17 protein-coding genes are annotated in these 18,613 nt (G+C 59.8%); 6 read left to right on the top strand and 11 right to left on the bottom strand.

Features of this window, described 5'->3' with window-relative positions; all coding sequences use genetic code 11:
* The first annotated feature begins 4 nt into the window (after nucleotides 1-4).
* From gatB to AB1462_RS02635, 4 genes are all read left to right on the top strand, one after another.
* Nucleotides 5-1,450, top strand: coding sequence for an Asp-tRNA(Asn)/Glu-tRNA(Gln) amidotransferase subunit GatB (gene gatB / locus AB1462_RS02620; RefSeq protein ID WP_090409438.1), 1,446 nt, complete (start codon nucleotides 5-7; stop codon nucleotides 1,448-1,450).
* Between the two features lie 174 nt (nucleotides 1,451-1,624).
* Complete coding sequence (locus AB1462_RS02625; protein WP_090409440.1) at nucleotides 1,625-1,996, top strand: septal ring lytic transglycosylase RlpA family protein; 372 nt, start codon at nucleotides 1,625-1,627, stop codon at nucleotides 1,994-1,996.
* A 58-nt stretch (nucleotides 1,997-2,054) separates the two neighbouring features.
* Entirely contained in the window at nucleotides 2,055-3,101 is a 1,047-nt protein-coding gene (locus tag AB1462_RS02630) for a calcium/sodium antiporter (protein ID WP_090409442.1), read from the top strand.
* Nucleotides 3,098-3,478, top strand: a complete 381-nt coding sequence (locus AB1462_RS02635) for a carboxymuconolactone decarboxylase family protein (protein WP_065924306.1) — start codon at nucleotides 3,098-3,100, stop codon at nucleotides 3,476-3,478. The genes AB1462_RS02630 and AB1462_RS02635 overlap by 4 nt, the downstream gene beginning before the upstream one ends.
* On the opposite strand, the gene AB1462_RS02640 is transcribed toward AB1462_RS02635, so the two are convergent.
* From AB1462_RS02640 to kdgD, 5 genes are all read right to left on the bottom strand, one after another.
* Nucleotides 3,475-4,416 (bottom strand): AEC family transporter, encoded by a 942-nt coding sequence (locus AB1462_RS02640; protein WP_090409445.1) that lies wholly within the window; start codon nucleotides 4,414-4,416, stop codon nucleotides 3,475-3,477. The genes AB1462_RS02635 and AB1462_RS02640 overlap by 4 nt on opposite strands.
* Nucleotides 4,417-4,592: 176 nt before the next feature.
* Nucleotides 4,593-6,146, bottom strand: a complete 1,554-nt coding sequence (garD, locus tag AB1462_RS02645) for a galactarate dehydratase (RefSeq protein ID WP_090409447.1) — start codon at nucleotides 6,144-6,146, stop codon at nucleotides 4,593-4,595.
* An 11-nt stretch (nucleotides 6,147-6,157) separates the two neighbouring features.
* Nucleotides 6,158-7,522: an MFS transporter gene (locus AB1462_RS02650; RefSeq protein ID WP_090409449.1), complete on the bottom strand. Its 1,365-nt coding sequence runs from the start codon at nucleotides 7,520-7,522 to the stop codon at nucleotides 6,158-6,160.
* Between the two features lie 98 nt (nucleotides 7,523-7,620).
* Complete coding sequence (locus tag AB1462_RS02655) at nucleotides 7,621-9,066, bottom strand: aldehyde dehydrogenase family protein (protein WP_027604836.1); 1,446 nt, start codon at nucleotides 9,064-9,066, stop codon at nucleotides 7,621-7,623.
* A gap of 54 nt (nucleotides 9,067-9,120) precedes the next feature.
* Entirely contained in the window at nucleotides 9,121-10,032 is a 912-nt protein-coding gene (kdgD, locus tag AB1462_RS02660; protein ID WP_053131601.1) for a 5-dehydro-4-deoxyglucarate dehydratase, read from the bottom strand.
* A 243-nt stretch (nucleotides 10,033-10,275) separates the two neighbouring features.
* On the opposite strand from kdgD, the gene AB1462_RS02665 reads away from it, so the two are divergent.
* A complete protein-coding gene (locus AB1462_RS02665) occupies nucleotides 10,276-11,430 on the top strand; it encodes a phospholipase (RefSeq protein WP_367246100.1) in 1,155 nt (384 codons plus the stop codon).
* Nucleotides 11,431-11,982: 552 nt separating this feature from the next.
* On the opposite strand, the gene AB1462_RS02670 is transcribed toward AB1462_RS02665, so the two are convergent.
* A complete protein-coding gene (locus AB1462_RS02670) occupies nucleotides 11,983-12,729 on the bottom strand; it encodes a FadR/GntR family transcriptional regulator (protein WP_090409452.1) in 747 nt (248 codons plus the stop codon).
* 277 nt (nucleotides 12,730-13,006) lie between these two features.
* On the opposite strand from AB1462_RS02670, the gene AB1462_RS02675 reads away from it, so the two are divergent.
* The gene (locus AB1462_RS02675) at nucleotides 13,007-14,596 is read left to right on the top strand and encodes a glucan 1,4-alpha-maltotetraohydrolase domain-containing protein (protein ID WP_367246102.1); all 1,590 of its coding nucleotides are present in this window, start codon (nucleotides 13,007-13,009) and stop codon (nucleotides 14,594-14,596) included.
* A gap of 61 nt (nucleotides 14,597-14,657) precedes the next feature.
* Here AB1462_RS02675 and AB1462_RS02680 read toward each other — a convergent pair whose 3' ends face one another.
* From AB1462_RS02680 to petA, 5 genes are all read right to left on the bottom strand, one after another.
* The gene (locus tag AB1462_RS02680) at nucleotides 14,658-15,077 is read right to left on the bottom strand and encodes a ClpXP protease specificity-enhancing factor (protein WP_090409456.1); all 420 of its coding nucleotides are present in this window, start codon (nucleotides 15,075-15,077) and stop codon (nucleotides 14,658-14,660) included.
* A 17-nt stretch (nucleotides 15,078-15,094) separates the two neighbouring features.
* Complete coding sequence (locus AB1462_RS02685; protein WP_027604841.1) at nucleotides 15,095-15,712, bottom strand: glutathione S-transferase N-terminal domain-containing protein; 618 nt, start codon at nucleotides 15,710-15,712, stop codon at nucleotides 15,095-15,097.
* 148 nt (nucleotides 15,713-15,860) lie between these two features.
* Nucleotides 15,861-16,637, bottom strand: a complete 777-nt coding sequence (locus AB1462_RS02690) for a cytochrome c1 (RefSeq protein ID WP_259192493.1) — start codon at nucleotides 16,635-16,637, stop codon at nucleotides 15,861-15,863.
* Nucleotides 16,637-17,848 carry a cytochrome bc complex cytochrome b subunit gene (locus AB1462_RS02695; RefSeq protein ID WP_003171746.1) on the bottom strand — a complete coding sequence of 404 codons (1,212 nt, stop codon included), beginning with the start codon at nucleotides 17,846-17,848 and terminating at the stop codon, nucleotides 16,637-16,639. The genes AB1462_RS02690 and AB1462_RS02695 overlap by 1 nt, the downstream gene beginning before the upstream one ends.
* A complete protein-coding gene (gene petA, locus AB1462_RS02700; RefSeq protein WP_027604843.1) occupies nucleotides 17,848-18,441 on the bottom strand; it encodes a ubiquinol-cytochrome c reductase iron-sulfur subunit in 594 nt (197 codons plus the stop codon). The genes AB1462_RS02695 and petA overlap by 1 nt, the downstream gene beginning before the upstream one ends.
* Nucleotides 18,442-18,613 lie beyond the last annotated feature (172 nt).

Genomic DNA, 18,613 nt, shown 5'->3' on the forward strand with positions numbered 1-18,613 from the left:
CACTATGCAATGGGAAGTTGTGATCGGGCTGGAGATTCATACCCAGCTCGCCACCCAATCGAAGATTTTCTCCGGTAGCGCCACCACGTTCGGTGCCGAGCCGAACACCCAGGCCAGTCTGGTCGACCTGGGCATGCCCGGCGTACTGCCGGTGCTGAACCAGGAAGCGGTGCGCATGGCGGTGATGTTCGGCCTGGCGATTGACGCCGAGATCGGCCAGCACAACGTGTTCGCGCGCAAGAACTACTTCTACCCGGACCTGCCCAAGGGCTACCAGATCAGCCAGATGGAATTGCCGATCGTCGGCAAGGGTTACCTGGACATCCCGCTGGAAGACGGCACCATCAAGCGTGTCGGCGTCACCCGTGCGCACCTGGAAGAAGACGCCGGCAAGAGCCTGCACGAAGAGTTCAACGGTGCCACCGGTATCGACCTGAACCGTGCCGGCACGCCGCTACTGGAGATCGTGTCCGAGCCGGACATGCGCAGCGCCAAGGAAGCCGTGGCCTACGTCAAGACGATCCACGCGCTGGTGCGTTACCTGGGCATCTGTGACGGCAACATGGCCGAAGGCTCGCTGCGTTGCGACTGCAACGTCTCGGTGCGGCCAAAAGGCCAGGTCGAGTACGGCACTCGCTGCGAGATCAAGAACGTCAACTCGTTCCGCTTCATCGAGAAGGCGATCAACACCGAAGTGCGTCGCCAGATCGAACTGATCGAGGACGGCGGCAAGGTGATCCAGCAAACGCGCCTGTACGACCCGAACAAAGACGAAACCCGCGCCATGCGCAGCAAAGAGGAAGCCAACGACTACCGTTACTTCCCCGATCCGGACCTGTTGCCGGTGGTGCTTGAAGATTCGTTCCTCAATGACATCCGCGCTACCCTGCCGGAATTGCCACCGCAAAAACGCGAGCGTTTCCAGGCGCAGTTCGGCCTGTCGGTCTACGATGCCAGCGTGCTGGCTTCGAGCCGTGAGCAAGCCGACTACTTCGAAAAAGTCGTGAGCATTGCCGGTGACGCCAAGCTGGCGGCCAACTGGGTGATGGTCGAGCTGGGCAGCCTGTTAAACAAACAGGGCCTGGAGATCGACGAAGCGCCGGTGTCGGCCGAACAATTGGGCGGCATGCTGCTGCGCATCAAGGACAACACCATCTCCGGCAAAATCGCCAAGACCGTGTTCGAAGCCATGGCCAACGGTGAAGGCAGCGCCGACGAGATCATCGACAAGCGCGGTCTCAAGCAAGTCACCGACAGCGGCGCCATCTCCGCCGTGCTGGATGAAATGCTGGCGGCCAACGCCGAGCAGGTCGAACAGTACCGTGCGGCAGACGAAGCCAAGCGCGGCAAGATGTTCGGCTTCTTTGTCGGCCAGGCGATGAAAGCCTCCAAAGGCAAGGCCAACCCGCAACAGGTGAACGAACTGCTGAAAAGCAAGCTCGAAGGCTGATTGCAATGATTAGCCCGAGGCAGATTTCATAATTGCCTCGGACCCTGTGGGAGGGGGCTTGCCCCCGATAGCGGTCTATCAGCTTGCACATCTGTGTCTGACAGAACGCTATCGGGGGCAAGCCCCCTCCCACATAAGCCCGCGCCCATATTCGATACAGGGGTAAGCTTGGAAATGAAGCGTTTACTTGGCCTTTTAGCCCTGTTCTCCCTACTGGCCGGCTGCGCCAGCGGCCTCATCGACCCCAACGGCTACAACGAAACCGGCACCGCCTCTTATTACGGCGCCAAGCACCATGGCAAAAAAACCGCCAGCGGTGAACCTTTCAACCAGAACGCCCTGACCGCCGCCCACCGGCAACTGCCCTTCGGCACCCAGGTCAAGGTCACCAATCTCGACAACGACAAATCCGTCGTGGTCCGCATCAACGATCGCGGCCCGCATACCCGCGGGCGCTTGATCGATCTATCACGCAAGGCTGCCGAGCAACTGGGCATGCTGAGCAGCGGCACTGCACGGGTTCGCGTGCAAGCCCTGAGCAACTGAAGAGGGAGCCCTGGCCATTTTCGGATTAACCGCCCTCTCGCCCTGGAGCCTGCTTGAACTGGTCAGCGGCCTGTTGCTGCTGATCCTGGGCGCCGAAATCCTGGTGCGCGCCGCCGTGCGCCTGGCCGCCAGCCTCAAGGTGCGGCCGCTGATCATCGGCCTTACGGTCGTCGCGTTCGGCAGCAGCGCGCCACAGATGACCGTCAGCCTGCAGGCCACCCTGGCCGGCAATACCGACATTGCCGTGGGCAGCGTGATCGGCAGCAGTATCTTCAACATCCTCGTGACCCTGGGCCTGTCGGCGCTGATCATCCCCCTGCGCGTCTCGCGGCAGCTGGTGCGCCTGGATATTCCGATGATGATCCTCGCGGGGTTGCTGGTGTTTACCCTGGCGGCGAATGAAGAGCTGACACCGGTCGACGGCCTGCTGCTGCTGATTGCGCTGCTGGCCTACCTCGGCGTGCTGCATTACCAGACTCGCCATTCCCGCCGTCCGCGCACCCTGGATACCGTCGCCCGGGCGCCCTGGCTGAGCAGTGTGCTGCAGATGCTGGGCGGGCTGTTGATCCTGGTGCTGGCCGGGCACTTGCTGCTCGGCGCAGCGGTGGATGTGGCGGCGGACCTGGGCCTGTCGGAGCGCATCATCGGCCTCACGCTGATCGGCGTCGGCACATCGCTGCCATGCCTGGCCACCTCACTGGTTGCCGCCCTGCGCGGCCAGCGGGAAATTGCCGTGGGCAACGTGATCGGCAGCAACCTGTTCAACCTGCTGGGCGTATTGGGGCTGACCGCGCTGCTCGCGCCCTCGCCGCTGTCGGTGTCGCCCAACGCCCTGGACTTCGACTTGCCGGTGATGCTTGGCGTGGTGGTGCTGTGCCTGCCGGTGTTTTATACCGGTTACCGCGTCACCCGCGCCGAAGGCCTGGTGCTGTTGGGCCTGTACCTGGCGTATGGACTGCATGTGATGTCGTTCACCACCGGCATGCCCCTGGCCAACAAGCTTGAACAACTGATGCTGTATTACGTCCTGCCAGTGCTGGTGGCTTTCCTGTTGTTCAGCACGCTGCGAGCCTGGCGCCGCCAACACAAGAGGGAATCGCAATGACCGATCAGAAAAAGCCCGGGGTTGAAATGCGTCGCCAGGTGATGGGCGATGTATTCGTCGACCGCGCCCTGGGCAACGCCACCGAGTTCACTCAGCCACTGCAGGACTTCGTCAACGAACACGCCTGGGGCAGCGTGTGGACCCGCGAAGGCTTGCCGCTGAAGACGCGCAGCCTGATCACCCTCGCCGCCCTCACCGCGCTCAAGTGCCCGCAGGAGCTCAAGGGCCACGTACGCGGCGCGCTGAACAATGGCTGCACCGTGGAGGAAATTCGCGAAGCGCTGCTGCATTGCGCGGTGTATGCCGGCGTACCGGCGGCGATTGATGCGTTTCGGGCGGCGCAGGAAGTGATCGACACCTATCAGAAAGAAGGTTAGATCCAGCCACCCGCCTGCAACACGAAAATCCCGATATTCGTGGTCACTGCCGCCATCAGCGTGGTGATCACGATAATCGCCGCCGCCAGTTCATGATTGCCCTCGGCCGCCCTGGCCATCACGAAGCTCGCCGCGGCGGTCGGTGCGCCGAAGTACAGGAACAGAATCCCCAACTCCGGCCCGCGAAAGCCCAGCAGCCACGCGCCCAGAGTCGCGACCACCGGCAGCCAGACCATCTTCATCAAGCTCGCGCTCAGCGCCATATTGCCGCTCTTGCGCAACGCCGCCAGGGACAAGGTGCCACCAATACAGATCAATGCCAGCGGCAAGGTGGTGTCCGCCAGGTACTGCATGGATTTTTCCAGCCAGCCGGGCAGGCCGAGCTGGAAATAGGCAAACGGTGCCGCCACGATCACGCTGATGATCAGCGGGTTGGCCACCACACTTTTGAAGATGCTCCACGGGTCGGACTTGATCACCGGGCTGTACACCGCCAGCACGATGGTCGAGAGCGTGTTGTAGAAGAGGATCACCAGCGCCGCGAGGATCGCGCCGAGGGAGATGCCGTAGTCGCCGTACATGCTGGCGGCCAGGGCCAGGCCGATCACCCCGTTATTGCCGCGAAAGGCGCCCTGGGTGTAGATACCGCGGTCTTCACGCTTGCAGCGAAAGATCGCCCAGCCCCAGGCCAGGACAAAGCTCACCAGCGTGGCAACGGCAAAATAGATCAGCAAACCCGGCTTGAGCGCCGAGTGCAGGTCGGCATGCAGGATGCCCAGGAACAGCAACGCCGGCATGGTGACGTTGAACACCAGGGACGAAGCCGTGTGGATAAAGTTGTCGTTGATCCAGTTGATGCGCTTGAGCAGCACACCCAGGAACAGCATGGCGAATACCGGCGCGGTGATGGTGAGGGTGGTGAGGAAGATAGCCAGCATGCCGGGGAGAACCTTGGTGAGCGTCGTTAGGTGGCTAATGATAAGCCATACAAACGCGCAGTGCCCGATAGACCGCTATCGGGGGCAAGCCCCCTCCCACAGTTTGACCGCATTTATCCTGTAGGAATGCGGTCGAGTGTGGGAGGGGGCTTGCCCCCGATGCAGGCGGCTCGGTCTCAGGTAATCGGCGCCGGGTTGAACAACGTAATGTCGTTATGCAGCTTGTGATGCTCCGCCCAGGTCTGCTTCTTACCGCTGGCCACGTCCAGATAGAAGTGGAACAACTCCCAGCCCAGCTCCTCGATGGTCGCGCGCCCGGTGGCAATGCGCCCGGCGTCGATATCGATGAGGTCCGGCCAGCGCTGTGCCAGCTCTGTACGCGTCGAAACCTTCACCACCGGCGCCATCGCCAACCCGTAAGGCGTGCCACGCCCAGTGGTGAACACATGCAGGTTCATCCCCGCCGCCAATTGCAGCGTGCCGCAGACAAAATCACTGGCCGGCGTCGCGCAAAAGATCAGGCCCTTGCTTTTGAAGCGCTCGCCCGGGCCCAGCACACCGTTGATCGCGCTGCTGCCGGACTTGACGATGGAACCCAGGGACTTCTCGACAATGTTCGACAACCCGCCCTTCTTGTTGCCCGGCGTGGTATTGGCACTGCGATCCGCCTCGCCCTTGGCCAGGTAACGGTCGTACCAGTCCATTTCCCGCACCAGCTCCTGGGCAATTTCCTTGGTCTGCGCACGCGAAGTCAGCAGATAGATGGCATCACGCACTTCGGTGACTTCGGAAAACATCACCGTCGCCCCCGCCCGCAGCAACAAATCCGAGGCATAGCCCAGCGCCGGGTTGGCGGTGATACCGGAAAACGCATCACTGCCGCCGCACTGCATGCCCAGGATCAGCTCGGACGCCGGCACGGTTTCCCGGCGGCGCTGGTCGAGCTTCTTCAGGCGGACTTCGGCCAAGTCCATGATCTGCTCGATCATCTCGGTAAAGCCATGGCTGGAATCCTGCAATCGATACAGCCATGGCTCGCTGAGGTCGACGGAGCTGTCGTTGTCGTGCATCACCTGCCCGGCCTGCAATTTCTCGCAGCCAAGGCCGATCACCAGGGCTTCGCCGCCCAGGTTCGGGTTGCGCGCCAGGTTGCGTACGGTACGGATCGGGATGTAGGCATCCGTCGCAGTAATCGCCACCCCACAGCCGTAGCTGTGGGTCAGCGCCACCACGTCATCGACGTGGGGGTACTTGGGCAACAATTCGTCCTTGATGCGCTTGACCGCATGGTCCAGCACACCCGTCACGCACTGCACCGTGGTGGTGATGCCGAGGATATTGCGCGTGCCCACGGTGCCGTCGGCGTTGCGATAGCCTTCGAAGGTAAACCCCTCCAACGGTGCCTGGGTTTCAGGTACCTCGGTGGACAGCGGCAAGCTGTCCAGCGGCGGCGCGGTCGGCATGCGCAGTTGATCTTCCTGGACCCAACTGCCGCGCGGAATCGGCGCCAGGGCGTAACCGATGGTCTGGCCGTAGCGAATAATCTGACCGCCTTCGGGGATGTCTTCCAGGGTCACTTTGTGGCTCTGGGGGATGAAATCCACGGTCACCAGGCCGTCCGGGAACTCGGTCCCGGCCGGTACGCCCTGGTCGTTGACCACGATCACTACGTTGTCGCGCTCGTGCAGGCGAATGGAGCGCGGCGAGTCGGCATGTTCAATCAACTGCATCACGGGGCCTCTCAGGAATGCGCTTCGGTTAGGTTGGTCAACTCAGGCCCCTTGCTTGGCGGCTCTTTGAGTACTACACGCTTGATCGGACCGACGATGACCAGATAGCTGAACACCGCCACCAGCGCGTTGGCGCCGACGAACACCAGTGCCCATTTGAACGAGCCGGTGGTGCTGATGATGTAGCCGATGACAATCGGCGTGGTGATCGACGCCAGGTTACCGAAGGTGTTGAACAAGCCGCCACTGAGACCGGCGATTTGTTTCGGCGAGGTGTCGGACACCACCGCCCAGCCCAGTGCGCCAACGCCTTTGCCGAAGAAGGCCAAGGCCATGAAGCCCACCACCATCCATTCAACGTCAACGTAGTTACACGCAATGATGCTGCTGGAAACCAGCAGGCCCGCGATGATCGGTGCCTTGCGGGCGAACGTCAGCGAATGGCCTTTGCGCAGCAGGTAGTCGGAAATCACCCCGCCCAGCACGCCACCGATAAACCCGCAGATCGCCGGCAACGAGGCGATGAAACCGGCCTTGAGGATGGTCATGCCACGGTCCTGCACCAGGTACACCGGGAACCAGGTCAGGAAGAAGTAGGTGATGCCGTTGATGCAGTACTGGCCCAGATACACGCCAAGCATCATGCGGTTGGTCAGCAACTGACGGATGTAATCCCACTTCGGACCGTCGGTTTTCTTACCCTTTCCTTTGTCCTGGTCCATATCGACCATCGCGCCATTGGCGGCGATGTGATTGAGCTCGGCTTCGTTGATCATCGGGTGCTGGCGTGGGCTGTGGATAACTTTCAGCCAGATCAGCGAGAACACGATGCCGATCACGCCCATCACGATAAACACGTGCTGCCAGCCGAAGCGGTAGACGATCCAGCCCATCAACGGTGCGAACAGCACCGTGGCGAAGTACTGCGCCGAGTTGAAGATCGCCGACGCCGTACCGCGTTCGGCGGTTGGGAACCAGGCGGCGACAATACGCGCGTTACCGGGGAAGGACGGCGCTTCGGCCAGGCCCACCATGAAGCGCAGCATGAACAGCGCAACAACCGCAGTGGAGACACCGAACTCACCGACATAGCCTTGCAGCACGGTGAACAGCGACCAGGTGAAGATGCTCAGGGCGTAGACTTTTTTCGAGCCGAAACGGTCCAGCAGCCAGCCGCCGGGAATTTGCCCGGCCACGTAGGCCCAACCGAATGCGGAGAAGATATAACCGAGGGTGACCGCGTCGATGCCGAGGTCTTTTTGCAGGCTGGAGCCCGCGATGGCGATGGTGGCCCGGTCGGCGTAGTTGATCGTGGTCACCAGGAACAGCATGAACAGGATCAAATAGCGGACATGGGTCGGCTTGGTCGCTTGCATGTAGAAGTACTCCCACTAATTATTTTTTTTGCGGGTAATGGTTTTCTGTTTTTGTCGTGGAGACCGGCAGGCATCCGGCCCCCACTGGGTGTTGCGTATTACGAACCGATGTAGCTGGTTTTCACCACGGTGTAGAACTCTTGCGCATAGCGACCTTGCTCCCGCGAGCCATAGGAGGAGCCTTTACGGCCACCGAATGGAACGTGGTAATCCACACCTGCCGTCGGCAGGTTCACCATCACCATCCCCGCCTGGGAATGACGCTTGAAGTGGTTGGCGTACTTCAACGACGTGGTGGCAATGCCCGCCGACAAACCAAACTCGGTGTCGTTGGCCATGGCCAGCGCCGCCTCGTAGTCCGCCACGCGCACGACGTTGGCCACTGGGCCGAAGATCTCTTCACGGCTGATGCGCATGGCGGCTTCGCTGTCGGCAAACAGCGTCGGCGCCAGGTAGTAGCCTTCGGTGTCACAGGTCACCAGACCGCCACCGCTCACCAGCCGCGCGCCTTCGCTTTGGCCAATGTCGATGTACTTCATGTCCTGGTCCAGTTGGGCCTGGGAAACCACCGGACCGATGTCGGTCCCGCTTTTCAGCGCGTGGCCGACCTTGATCGACTTCATACGCTCGGCCATGGCCGCGACGAACTGATCGTGAATGCCAGCAGTGACGATCAGGCGGCTGGACGCGGTGCAACGCTGGCCGGTGGAGTAGAACGCACTCTGTACCGACAACTCGACGGCCTGCTTGAGGTCGGCGTCGTCAAGAATGATCTGCGGGTTCTTGCCGCCCATTTCCAACTGCACTTTGGCCTGGCGAGACACACAGCTGACAGCGATCTGACGGCCCACACCGACGGAACCGGTGAAGCTGATGCCGTCGACTTTCGGGCTGTTGACCAGCACGTCGCCCACCACACGACCGCTGCCCATCACCAGGTTGAACACACCGGCAGGGAAGCCGGCGCGGGAGATGATCTCCGCCAGGGCCCAGGCGCAGCCCGGTACCAGTTCAGCCGGTTTGATCACCACGCAGTTGCCGTAGGCCAGGGCCGGGGCGATCTTCCAGGCAGGAATGGCAATCGGGAAGTTCCACGGGGTGATCAGGCCGACCACACCCAGGGCTTCGCGGGTGACTTCAACATTGACGCCCGGGCGCACCGACGGCACGTAGTCGCCGGACAACCGCAGGCATTCACCGGCGAAGAACTTGAAGATGTTACCGGCGCGGGTCACTTCACCGATGGCTTCAGGCAGGGTCTTGCCTTCTTCACGGGCCAACAGGGTGCCGAGTTCTTCGCGACGGGCGAGAATTTCGCTGCCGACTTTATCCAGGGCATCGTGGCGAGCCTGGATACCGGAAGTGGACCAGGCCGGGAACGCGGCGCGGGCGGCGTCGATGGCGGCGTTGACCTGGGTGACGTCAGCCTTGGCGTATTCACCAATGACATCGGACAACTCCGACGGGTTGAGATTGACGCAATAGTCGGCGCCGGCAACCCATTCACCGTTGATGTAGTTCTCAAAACGCTTTACTTGGGACACGAATCTTCTCCTGACGCAAAAGGCCGCTGATTGCTCAGCGGCCTTGTGGATAATTTATTGCGGACCTTGCTTGTCGATCAGCGCGGCCAGGGCTTCGTATTCTTCCGGCAGCAGATCGGTCAGCGGCGTGCGCACAGGGCCTGCGTCATAGCCGACAATTTTTGCACCTGCCTTGACGATGCTCACGGCATAGCCGGCCTTGCGGTTACGGATGTCCAGGTAAGGCAGGAAGAAGTCATCGATGATCTTGGCGACGGTGGCGTGATCATCCTTGGCAATGGCGTGGTAGAAGTCCATCGCGGTTTTCGGGATGAAGTTGAACACCGCCGAGGAGTACACCGGCACGCCCAGGGCCTTGTAGGCAGCGGCGTAAACCTCTGCGGTCGGCAGGCCGCCGAGGTAGCTGAAACGATCGCCCAGACGACGGCGGATCGACACCATCAACTCGATGTCACCCAGGCCATCCTTGTAACCGATCAGGTTCGGGCAGCGTTCGGCCAGACGTTCCAGCAGCGGAGCGGTCAGGCGGCACACGTTGCGGTTGTAGACCACCACACCGATTTTGACCGATTTGCACACGGCTTCAACGTGGGCGGCAACGCCGTCCTGGCTGGCTTCGGTGAGGTAGTGCGGCAGCAGCAGCAGGCCTTTGGCGCCCAGGCGCTCGGCCTCTTGCGCGTACTCAATGGCCTGGCGAGTGGAACCACCGACACCGGCGAGGATCGGCACGCTGGTGGCGCAGGTATCAACGGCGGTCTTGACCACTTGGGAATATTCGCTGGCGGCGAGGGAGAAAAACTCACCGGTGCCGCCCGCTGCGAACAAAGCGGTGGCGCCGTAAGGGGCCAGCCATTCCAGGCGCTTGATGTAGCCCGCCTGGTGGAAGTCACCCTGGGCGTTGAAATCGGTCACCGGGAAAGACAGCAGACCGTGGGAGAGGATGGACTTCAGTTCTTGTGGATTCATTATTCGAACACCCTGGGCGAAGACTTTCTATTGAAAGGTTGTTGGTTTTGTTGATGTCGTACGTCATCGTACAACTATAAATAATTTCGTCAACTGCAATTCATCGGCGTTGAGCACTTGTGTGAGCTGAATAGCGTTGGCGGCCGCGTTCTTGACGTAGGAAATTATTCCTCTATGCTCGGCATTAACTGTATATGCATACAGCAATCAAGGAAGATTCCTACGACATAGCAAGGAGCTAACATGTCAGGTCTTGAACTCGCAGCACCCGAAGAAAATCCGCCCACCCTGCGTTTCGAAGGGGGTGAACACACCGCCATCGGCGACGACACGTTGTTGCGTTTTGCCAAGGACGCGCCGGCGATTCCCGCCCGCCAAGTCGAACTGCACCTGCCCAACGGGCTGGCGCTGACCTACGGCCAGGTGATCGCCCTGGGCGGTGATTTTTATGGCATTCCCGGCCAGTCCATCAACGAGGGCACCTCACCTGCCGATCGCGTGCAACGCTTTAGCGCAGCGTTCAACTCACTGGCCGTGCTACCAGCCTCACGGGACGAAGCGCCGAAGATCCTGGCGGTGATGCAAAAAGAGATCAACGCGGTCAACCAGGCGATCAAAGACGGCAAGCAAGCCCACGAGGCCTATGACGCCCTGGGTGATACGTTGTCCGAGGAATGGAACCGCATCACCGGTGGCGGCAGCGCGGTTTCGGCACTGATCCCACTGGGGCGCTACCTGAAACTGGCGGCGGACAATGCCGACCACTTCGGCGAATGGGCGCTGGCAGCTTACCTGGCGGGGCATACAGCAGCGTTGCAACAGGCCGTGGTGGCCCATCAAACCGGTACCGACCAAGCGTTGGAGCTGGCCTATGCCATGAACAGCTTTGCTGATCACTTCTTGACCGATTTATTTTCTGCCGGGCACCTGCGAGTGCCGCGCAAACAGCTGGCAGCGGTCGTCACACCGGGCGAATTGGGTTCTCTGATCAGCCGCTTCATGCACGATGAAGACAGCAAGTTCGGCCTCAAGGTGCGCAATGCGTTGAATGACGAGTGGCATGCCTATGGCGACAAACGCTATTTCGACACAATCGACGCGGCCAATCGGGTGCAGGTCAAACGCGCGGTGCAGGCTTCGGCCGATGAGATCTTCGAGACCTTTATCAGCGGTGTCGCCCCCTCCCCCGCCAACTTCAAGGCGCCGTTGCATGTGCCGGACCTGAACGCGGCGCAAAACCCGGCAAATAATTTCTCGCCGCTGTTCAAGATGGAGGGCGACAAGGTGCTGCGACGCAAGGACGTGAATGACCTCAACGACCAGCACTGGACCAATGATTGGTGGGGGTGGAGTACGTATTTGTTGCTCAAGGATTACAAGCCAAATACCCCGGCTTAAGCGGTATCGCCTGTCGATACTGTGAGTTCTAACAGTTATGCACCGTTCATCAAGGGCGGATAACACACCTCAGGGGCTTAGGAATTGGCTCCTGAGGCGATTTGTTGCAGCCCTTCCGATGCCTGAAGCCTCAGGCCACCGCATCGTAGGCCGGCAAGGGAATGGGCCCCACGACAATCAATGCAACTGAACATCAAAGGCCATAACGTTGCGCCAGCTCCAGTCTGTGCTTGATTTTTGCTTCTTTTACTAAGGTTGATGAGAGAGGTGCGTCATGAAAACCACTGATGAAATTTTCGGCCTACTGGCCTCCAGTTTCGAAGCCAATCGGGATAAAGAATCAAGACTTTGATCCCGATATGCCTTTGGCCGAGCTGATTGCTGACGAGAACGAAAGGCGTCGTGTGATTGACACGTCCGTGAAGGCGCTTCAGTTGAACCTTCCTGACGACGTGGCGAATGAAGCGACACTAGACTCGTTAGCGTCCTACATCCAATCAATGCAAGCGTCATGGAAAAACGCTGAACGGCACATGAGCCATCTGCTGACAATCAGCCTGCCCTTTCAGCCTCTTCATGAGCATGGCGCAGCCGCTCGCGGCTGTTGGTCAGGTGCAAACGCATGGCCGCGCGCGCCGCATCCGAATCCTGGCGGGCAATCGCCTCGTAAATCTCTTCGTGTTCGCGGCTCAGGCGTCCCATGTAGTGCTGCTGGTCATCATGGGCCAGGCGCGCCGAGTTCAGGCGGGTACGCGGAATGATGCTGGTACCCAGGTGGGTCATGATGTCGGTGAAATAGCGGTTGCCGGTGGACAGCGCAATTTCCAGGTGGAAGGCGAAGTCGGAAGCAACTGCATCGCCAGCATGGGCCGCGCTTTCATTCAGCGCATCGAGCGCCGCGCGCATGGCTGCCAGTTGTTCATCGCTGCGACGCAGCGCAGCCAACCCTGCCGACTCCACTTCCAGGCTGATACGCAGTTCCAGGATCGCCAACACGTCCCGCAGGGTAACGACGGTAGCCGGGTCGATGCGAAAGCCGCTGGGGCTCGGCGTATCCAGCACAAAGGTGCCGATACCGTGACGGGTTTCCACCTGCCCCGCTGCCTGCAAACGTGAGATGGCTTCGCGCACCACGGTGCGGCTGACGCCATGGGCTTCCATGATGGCTGACTCAGTGGGCAGCTTGTCGCCCCGTTTGAGCTCACCGTCCCTGATCTGCTCGGACAACACCGTGACCAATTCCTGGGCAAGGCTGCGGCGCTTGCGGGGAAGACGAGGGGCGGTGCTGGCGTTTTCCATTTGGGGTCATCTATCTCGGTGGACTAAAGCAGCATCATAGCCCATGGCGGTTGTACGATCACCGTTTGTACCGCACTTTCATATACACGCCGTCAGCTTTCAGCCCCAGCCACCAACGGCACCCGCACAAACGGGTTCAAACTCGAACATAACGCACGGCTACTTCAAGCCTGGGTATTAGTGCCAAATGTTCTCGCGCACCTGGCAATTATGACAGCAGACGATGTTCCCTCCCCGTAGCAGAGTAAAGCCTGTTCCAGCAAACAGGTGACGGGTGATGAAACGCACAGGCTGGTATTGCACAACGATTGTCTGGCTGCTGGCATGCACCGTCCACGCTGCGTCGCCGAGTGTGCGCAATGGCGGTGGCGAAGACATCCTGCTGCAAGGCTTCCACTGGAACTCCAGCCGCAATACCCCGCAGAAATGGTATGAGGTGCTGGCACAAATGGCCCCCACTATCGGCCAGGACGGCTTCACCAAAATCTGGCTGCCGCCCGCCTGGACCGATCAATCCAGTTGGAGCGACGCGGCGTCGGGAACATCCGGCGGCGGTGAAGGTTACTTCTGGAGCGACTTCGACAAGAACAGCCGATACGGCAGTGACAGCCAGCTCAAACAGGCGGTCGCCGCCTTGGCAGGTGCCGGCGTTCAAGCGATATACGACGTGGTGCCCAACCATATGAACGACAAGCTACCGAGTCAACAGATACGCTTCCCCAGGGGCCTCAAGCTGTGGCGCGATGACTGCACAACGCCCATCGTCTGTGATGAGGGCGACGCGTTCATGAGCGGCTCGGCCGACCTCAACACAAGCAACTCGGAAGTCTCGCAGCGCTTCATGCAGGAATTCAGGAACCTGCGGGACAACTACAGCGCCAAAGGCTTGCGCTTCGATTTTGCGCGCGGCTACGCGGCGGAGCGGGTCGATGTGTGGATGAAAAACTTTGGTGACCAAGCGTTCTGCGTCGGCGAGTTGTGGAAAGGCCCCAGCGAATATCCGGCGAACGACTGGCGCAGTCAGGCCAGTTGGCAGGATGCGTTGAAGGACTGGTCGGATCGCTCCCACTGCAGCGTGTTCGATTTCGCCCTCAAGGAGCGCATGCAAAATGGCAGCGTGGCCGAGTGGCGCCATGGCTTGAATGGCAACCCCGACCCGGCATGGCGACAGATCGCGGTGACCTTTGTCGATAACCACGACACCGGTTATTCGCCAGGGCAATACGGCGGGCAGCACCATTGGTCTCTTGCCGATCCGCAACGCAATATCGCCTATGCCTATATCCTGCTGAGCCCCGGTACGCCGGCTGTGTATTGGCCCGACATGTACGACTGGGGCCGGGGCGACCTGATCCGCGAGCTGATCAGCCTGCGCAAGGGCGCCGGCATCAGGGCCGATTCACCCATCAGTTTCCAGCCCAACTATTCCGGGTTGGTGGCCGCCATCCAAGGCAGCCGCAAGCGCCTGCTGATCGCCTTGGACTCCGACCTCTCCAAGGTGCCTGACGGCTTCAGCCCTGCCCTGTTTGCGGACGGGCAGCGCATCCGCTCGTGGCAGGCCGCCCCAGCATCTTCCGACACCACGACCATTTTGCACTGCGACAACGTCAGGCCGGGGCTCGGCCAGGCAGTCTACGCAGTGGGATCGCCTATCGAGCTCGGCGCCTGGGACCCGGCCCATGCCATCGCACTACAACCCGGCGCATCCAATCGCTGGAGCGGCACCGTCGTGTGGCCGACACAGCAACACATCGAATGGAAATGCCTGATCCGCAGCCTGAGCAATGTCAACGAGGTCTACTGGCAAGACGGCCTCAACACTCAGTTCACCACGGGGGCCGCCAGCGAAACAGCGGGGAGTTTTTGACAAAAAAATGCCCCGGCAGAGCCGAGGCATTTTTTAACGCAGGCCCGGAGACTTACGCATTTTACTTCACCACTTTCAAACTCGGTCGACCGCTTGGACGCGGCGGCTCGGTATCCGGTGGCGGCACATCATCACCGTCTTCGCTTTCAATCGCTTCGTCGTCCTCGAAAGGCGACTCCAGATCGAACACCATGCCTTGGCCGTTCTCCCGGGCATAGATGCCGAGGATAGCGCCAATCGGCACGAACAGCGTGTGCGGCACACCGCCGAAACGCCCTTCGAAGCTGACCGCTTCATTGTCCATGTGCAGGTGGCGCACAGCACTGGGTGACACGTTCAACACAATCTGCCCATCACTGGCAAACCCCTGCGGTACCTGAACCGCAGGAAATTCGGAATTAACCAGCATGTGCGGGGTGCAATCGTTATCCACAATCCACTCATAGAGCGCGCGGACCAGGTAAGGTCGACTGGAGTTCATCAACGGCTCCTTAAGCCTTAGCGCATATCGCGTTCGACACCAGACAGACTTGCCTGGAAAGCCTCACGCGCAAACTGGCGCTCCATGTAATCAAGCAACGGCTTGGCTGGCCGTGGCAGTTCAATACCGAGAATCGGCAAACGCCAGAGTATCGGTAATAGGCAGCAATCCACCAAACTTTGTTCCTCACTGAGGAAAAAAGGCTTATCCGCGAACAGCGGAGAAACGCCTGTCAGGCTCTCGCGCAATTCCTTACGCGCCTGCACACGAGCGGCTTCTTTGCTGCGGGTATCCAGAATCAAATCCACCAACCCACACCAGTCTCGCTGGATCCGATGGATCAGCAGGCGGCTGTTGGCACGGGCCACCGGATACACCGGCAGCAAAGGCGGATGCGGGTAACGCTCATCCAGATATTCCATCACCACGGTTGACTCCCACAACGCCAGGTCACGATCGACCAGGGTGGGCAAGCTGCCGTAAGGGTTCACTTCGATCAGTTTCGGCGGATGACGACCCACCTCCACACTGATGATCTCGGCGCTGACACCCTTCTCTGCGAGTACGATGCGTACTCGGTGGGAATAGTGGTCGGCGGGGTCGGAGTAACAGGCCAACCGATTGGTCACGCCCATGGCGGTCCTCCTCGCTTGTTGAAATTATGGAAAGCTCAAAAACGAGCGCGCCCAGAAAGCATCTCTGCAGCCTCTGGAAAGTCCAGATCGCTACGGGTTAGAGATGCCGCTGGGCGCGCAAGATTAACAGCAATTGCTTACGGTTGGATCAATGCACATCCTTCCAGTATTCGCGCTTAAGCAGATAAGCGAATACGAAGAAGAAAGCCAGGTACAGCAAGACATACGTCCCGATGCGCTGGTGTTGCAGTTTGACCGGGTTAGCCGAATAGGCCAGGAAGGTCACCAGATTCTTGACCTTCTCGTCAAACTGCTCGTCAGTCAACGAACCAGGGGTTTCTATCTTCAGTTGATCGCACGCTTCATGAGTCAAAGGCGTACCGGTCAACGGATCATATTGCTTCTTGCCGTCTTCAACGACCTGAACCTGCTTGCATCCTACCACTTGCTTGCCTTGCAGGCCGACCAGAACGTTAGGCATGCCGACGTTCGGGAATACTCGGTTGTTCACCTGGTAAGGGCGCGTAGGATCCTCATAGAAGGACTTCAGGTAGCCATAGAGCCAGTCGGTACCGCGCACGCGCGCCACCAGGGTCAGGTCCGGCGGTGCAGCACCGAACCAGGCCTTGGCGTCTGTCGGCTTCATGCCGATGGTCATGTGATCGCCGATTTTGGCGCCGGTGAACACCAGCTTATCCAGCATCACTTCATGGGGGATGCCCAGGTCATCGGCGACACGCTCATAACGCTGGAACTTGGCGCTGTGGCAGCCCATGCAGTAGTTGGTGAAGGTACGAGCGCCATCCTGCAACGCGGCCTTGTCTGACACGTCGATATCGACTTTTTCCAGCTCAAGGCCATGCTCGGCGGCGAAGGACAGTAGCGGCAGCGCCGCAAGCATCAATGCAACGAATAATTTTTTCATCAGCCAGTCACCCTTTCCGGAACCGGTTTGGTCTTCTCGAGCCGGGTGTAGAACGGCATCAGAATGAAGTAGGCGAAGTACAGGAAGGTGCAGACCTGCGACAGCAGCGTACGCTCAGGGGTCGGCGCCAATACGCCCAACACGCCCAGAATCACGAATGCAATGCAGAACACCCACAGCCATATTTTGCTCAGCCAGCCTTTGTAGCGCATGGACTTGACCGGGCTTCGATCGAGCCACGGCAACACGAACAGCACCGCAATGGCCGCGCCCATGGCGATTACGCCCATGAGCTTGTCGGGGATCGCCCGCAAGATCGCGTAGAACGGTGTGAAGTACCAGACCGGGGCAATGTGCTCAGGTGTCTTGAAGGCGTTCGCCTGTTCGAAGTTGGGCTTCTCGAGGAAATAACCCCCCATCTCCGGGAAAAAGAACACGATCGAGCAGAACACGAAGAGGAACACGACCACGCCGACAATGTCTTTCACGGTGTAGTACGGGTGGAAAGGAATGCCATCCAGCGGGATGCCGTTCTCGTCCTTGTGCTTCTTGATGTCCACGCCATCCGGGTTGTTGGAGCCCACTTCGTGCAGCGCCAGGATGTGCAGCACCACCAGGCCCAGGATCACGATCGGCAGCGCCACGACGTGCAGGGCGAAGAAGCGGTTCAGGGTGATGCCGGAGATCAGGTAGTCACCACGGATCCACTGGGTCAGGTCGTTGCCGATGACCGGAATGGCACCGAACAGCGAGATGATCACCTGCGCGCCCCAGTACGACATCTGGCCCCATGGCAGCAAGTAGCCCATGAAGGCTTCCGCCATCAGCGCCAGGTAGATCAGCATGCCGAACACCCACACCAACTCGCGGGGCTTCTGGTACGAACCGTAGAGCAACCCACGGAACATGTGCAGGTAGACCACGATAAAGAACGCTGAAGCGCCGGTGGAGTGCAGCAGGCGCAGGATCGAGCCGTACTCGACGTCACGCATGATGTATTCGACGGAAGCAAACGCCTCTTCCGCCGACGGGGTGTAGCTCATCGTCAGCCAGACACCGGTGACGATCTGGTTGACCAGCACCAGCAGTGCCAGGGAGCCAAAGAAGTAGAAGAAGTTGAAGTTCTTCGGGGCGTAATACTTGCTGAGATGGTCTTCCCACATTTTAGTGGCGGGGAAGCGCGCATCCACCCAATCCATGAACTTGCTCATCACGCGTTCTCCTTATCGAGGCCAATGACAATGAGGTCGTCAGTTTCGTAGGTATGCGGAGGCACGGGCAGGTTCAAGGGCGCGGGCTGGGACTTGTAGACGCGACCCGCCAGATCGTAGTGGGAACCGTGGCAGGGGCAGAAATAACCACCGACCCAGTCTTTACCCAGATCGACTGGGGCGACTTCCGGGCGGAAGGTAGGTGAGCATCCCAAATGGGTACACAGGCCGACCAGCAGCAGAATCTCTGGCTTGATCGAACGTGCTTCGTTTTTGGCGTAGGCGGGTTGGTCGGATTTCTCAGATTTGGGGTCAGACAACTGGCCTTCGATCTTTTTCAGATTTCCCAGGATTTCCTCAGTACGACGAACAATGAATACCGGCTGGCCGCGCCACTCAGCAATCATCTGCTGGCCTGGTTCGATCTTGCTGATATTCACCTTCACCGGTGCACCTGCGGCTTTCGCCTTGGCACTGGGAAACCATGACCCCACGAACGGGACCGCAGCCCCCACCGCTCCTGCAGCACCCACCACGGATGTGGCTGCTACCAAGAAGCGACGCCGGCCTGCATTCACGCCGTCATTGCTCATTCAGTCCTCTCCCATCAGCTTTTTGGCCTGTTAAATCAGGCGTCTACTAAGTATTAAATCTGAACTTATAAAAATTTTGCCGAATGGTAATGAAAAGCCCCACGTCTGACAAGGGAATTGCCCGGGCCTCCGCCTCCAGGCCTTGTAGTATAGGGGGTCTACGGATGTGGCA

The sequence above is a fragment of the Pseudomonas sp. SB113 genome, assembly GCF_040754745.1.
GTDB classification, from domain to species: Bacteria; Pseudomonadota; Gammaproteobacteria; order Pseudomonadales; family Pseudomonadaceae; genus Aquipseudomonas; species Aquipseudomonas grimontii.

Excerpts from the sequence above, each read along its gene's own strand:
- AB1462_RS02675 (WP_367246102.1), top strand. The coding sequence starts at position 13,007 with ATGAAACGCACAGGCTGGTATTGCACAACGATTGTCTGGCTGCTGGCA.
- garD (WP_090409447.1), bottom strand. The coding sequence starts at position 6,146 with ATGCAGTTGATTGAACATGCCGACTCGCCGCGCTCCATTCGCCTGCAC.
- AB1462_RS02635 (WP_065924306.1), top strand. The coding sequence starts at position 3,098 with ATGACCGATCAGAAAAAGCCCGGGGTTGAAATGCGTCGCCAGGTGATG.
- AB1462_RS02625 (WP_090409440.1), top strand. The coding sequence starts at position 1,625 with ATGAAGCGTTTACTTGGCCTTTTAGCCCTGTTCTCCCTACTGGCCGGC.
- AB1462_RS02695 (WP_003171746.1), bottom strand. The coding sequence starts at position 17,848 with ATGAGCAAGTTCATGGATTGGGTGGATGCGCGCTTCCCCGCCACTAAA.
- petA (WP_027604843.1), bottom strand. The coding sequence starts at position 18,441 with ATGAGCAATGACGGCGTGAATGCAGGCCGGCGTCGCTTCTTGGTAGCA.
- AB1462_RS02665 (WP_367246100.1), top strand. The coding sequence starts at position 10,276 with ATGTCAGGTCTTGAACTCGCAGCACCCGAAGAAAATCCGCCCACCCTG.
- kdgD (WP_053131601.1), bottom strand. The coding sequence starts at position 10,032 with ATGAATCCACAAGAACTGAAGTCCATCCTCTCCCACGGTCTGCTGTCT.
- AB1462_RS02650 (WP_090409449.1), bottom strand. The coding sequence starts at position 7,522 with ATGCAAGCGACCAAGCCGACCCATGTCCGCTATTTGATCCTGTTCATG.
- AB1462_RS02685 (WP_027604841.1), bottom strand. The coding sequence starts at position 15,712 with ATGGGCGTGACCAATCGGTTGGCCTGTTACTCCGACCCCGCCGACCAC.
- AB1462_RS02640 (WP_090409445.1), bottom strand. The coding sequence starts at position 4,416 with ATGCTGGCTATCTTCCTCACCACCCTCACCATCACCGCGCCGGTATTC.
- AB1462_RS02690 (WP_259192493.1), bottom strand. The coding sequence starts at position 16,637 with ATGAAAAAATTATTCGTTGCATTGATGCTTGCGGCGCTGCCGCTACTG.
- AB1462_RS02680 (WP_090409456.1), bottom strand. The coding sequence starts at position 15,077 with ATGAACTCCAGTCGACCTTACCTGGTCCGCGCGCTCTATGAGTGGATT.
- gatB (WP_090409438.1), top strand. The coding sequence starts at position 5 with ATGCAATGGGAAGTTGTGATCGGGCTGGAGATTCATACCCAGCTCGCC.
- AB1462_RS02670 (WP_090409452.1), bottom strand. The coding sequence starts at position 12,729 with ATGGAAAACGCCAGCACCGCCCCTCGTCTTCCCCGCAAGCGCCGCAGC.